We start from the raw sequence: 2932 nt of genomic DNA on the forward strand, positions 1-2932 counted from the left end.
GCTGTAAAATTCAGTGCGGTAATTGGTTGAATTTGACTGCCTGTAGCCAAGTTAATCGTAACAGGTGCGATCGGTTGGGTATTTAATTTAACCGTATAACTTCCAGTTGCACCCCCTTCCGTCGCAGTCGTGTTAGCAGGAGTAATGCTAACGCCTGCGGTGTCGTTATCGGTAATATTAGCCTTGACGGTATTGCCAGCAGTGCCATTGACGATAAAACTTGCAGTCGCCCCGTTATAATTAGCATCGGTACTGATAGCAGTGTGAGTAATCGGGCCACTGTGGGGCGAAGTTTCTGTTACTGCATCATCAACTGCACTTACTGTCACTGTTTGCGGTACAAACCAGTTAGCTGGAGTGAAAGTAATGCCAGCAATCGGTTGAATTTGACTGTCAGTATTGAGTGCGATCGCCACATTTGCAGTAGGCTGATTAGTGAGCACAACTGTATAAGTATCCGTCGTCCCGCTTTCAGCTACATTAGTGCTGCCGCCAGACTCCACAATCTTGACCTGCGGCCCGCCAGCAATTATTTTAGTTATAAAAGCATCAGAAATACCACCCCCATTCGTCGCTTGCAAAGGATTCGCAGTAGGCAAATTAGTAGACGTAGTAGAGCCCGCCACATAAACTCCACCAGAAGCATCCACCGCAATACCACTACCGTTGTCGTCCCCGCTGCCGCCAAGATAAGTAGAATCAACTAAGGCAGAACCAGATGAATTGATACTTGTGACAAAAGCATCTTTCCCGCCGCCACTGACACTTTGAATAGCCTTCTTAGTCGGGAAATTAGTAGAAGTAGTGTTTCCCGTTACATAAGCATTACCAGCACTGTCTGCTGTAATGCGAACGGCACTGTCATCTCCGCTGCCGCCCAAATAAGTTGAATAATCGTCCAAATAACTGGGATACTCAAGACCGTTGTTGTCAATGAAATAATCTTTGCTAATCTTGGTAATGAAAGCATCTTTGCCACCTGCATTAGCCGCTTGAATTGGCGTTAATGTATTAAAATCAGTTGAACTGGTAGTTCCGGCAACATAGACGTTTCCAGAACCGTCTACAGCGATATCGACACCTTCGTCATCGCCGTTACCGCCTAAGTAGGTAGAACTGTCAACCTGTCCTCCCTTGTTCAGTCTAGTCACAAAAGCTTCTTGACTGCTAATATTGGAATCGAACTTGCTGCTATTGAACTCCTGCAAAATCTTGTAATGATAACCAGTTGGGGTAATAGCATCCAAAGCGCCACGAGTGGGGAAGTTAGTAGAATAAGTAACTCCGGTAATGTAGGTATTTCCTTCACTGTCTACTGCAATAGCTTTAGCATCTTCTCTTGCACTCCCACCTACATAAGTAGAGTAAACTAAACCACTGCCAGTGGGATTAACTTTAGCAACAAAGGCATCAATTCCGCCTCCGTAAGGTTGAGAGGCATTTCCGACGATGGGGAAACCATCACCTGTGGGCCCGGTAACATAAGCATTACCGCTACTGTCTACCGCAATGCCGTTGCCTAGGGCGCCGCTGGTGCTCGTGCCTAAAAAGGTAGAATAAACTAATGCATTGCCGGCTGCATTGAGTTTTGTTACCCCAGCAGTGTAATTAGGTGCTGTCGGTTGAAAAGCACCCGGTGTAATTGGATAACCCGGATCGACTTGTCCGGTTAAATAAGCATTATTTTGACTGTCTACCGCAATCCCAAAACCATATTCATTGCCAGTACCGCCGATATAAGTAGAGTAAACTAACGCAGTTCCTTCGGGGTTAATTTTGGTAACTAAGAAATCAGCGTTACCTGCTGGCGTAGTTTGGTATGCACCAGGAGTAGTCGTAAAATTGTTAAAAGTAGTCCCAATAATGTAAGCCGCACCTGTGCTATCTACAGTCATGCGGTTGGCGTAGTCATTGCCGTTGCCGCTTATGCCATCGCCGCTGCCGCCTAAGTAAGTCGAGTAAGCTAAAACCGGGTCAATAACTAGGGGTTGAGAGGGGTCAAAATATCCCAAACTAAAATTAACTTGACCGTTTCCTAATAAATTGTAAGCGGCGGGAACATTCACCCGCTGTCCGTTGATATCTTGATAAACTATAGGTGCGTTATCAATTAATTCGCCTAGCGGTGTCTCTAATATCAGTGCTCCATCGTCACGCAAGCGGATGTCGTTAACACCGCTATAGTTCATCTTAATTTGACTCGGATCGGCAAAAGGTGCAACCAAAAACTCGCTCTTAAGTTGTCCTTCTGTGCCTTTAAAAACGCGGTCAATTCCTTGATAGACGTTTTGATAAACAACGCCGTTAAAAGTAGGCACATTAGTCTGCCATTGACTAGAATCTTCGCCTAAAATAAAGTTAGCAACTCCCGGCAATTTTTCCAGCCCGGAAATTGTGGGATTCGGGTTGCTGTTGGCTAAGCTGCTGCGGACAATTGAAGAATTTGTGGCTTGATTTCCCGGTTCATTAGGTGGCTGGAAAGCGACGAAGGCGATTTCGTTTGGAGTAAAATAGATACTGTGACCGGCACCTTTTACCTGGAATTTCACATGAGGGTCAGTTTGTCCAGCATTTGCAATAAAACTTAAGGGCATTTGACCGTAAGATGCCTGTTGATTTTGAGAGCTCATAGCTGGTACCCCTGGTTCATATTATGCGAGTAAGTATATACAAGTACCAGCTCTGCTGTATAGTACATTCTTGCGAAAAATTTACGAAAAATACAATTTTCTTGCGAAATTTCTCGGATTGTCGATTAAAAATTGTTACAGGGGCTACGGACTCGGTTTTTGTAGCGGGTTTTCTGCATTTCCAACCAGATTCTGATCGTGTCGGGTCGATCGACCGCGATTAAAGGCCGGGGCGGGTTTATAGGCTTTCTCGTTTCTATTAGAGATATTGGTGAACCCGCCCCTACAGGATTAATATAGAT

The 2932-nt window shown here is 45.1% G+C and carries 1 protein-coding gene; it reads right to left on the minus strand.

Annotated features, from left to right (window positions below; translation table 11 throughout):
* Positions 1-2630 (minus strand): DUF7948 domain-containing protein (locus QUB16_RS12395; protein WP_333316366.1); only part of this gene is annotated, 2630 nt, incomplete at its 3' end.
* Positions 2631-2932 lie beyond the last annotated feature (302 nt).

Origin of the sequence: Microcoleus sp. D3_18a_C4, from assembly GCF_036702415.1 — a bacterium.
Taxonomy (GTDB): domain Bacteria; phylum Cyanobacteriota; class Cyanobacteriia; order Cyanobacteriales; family Microcoleaceae; genus Microcoleus.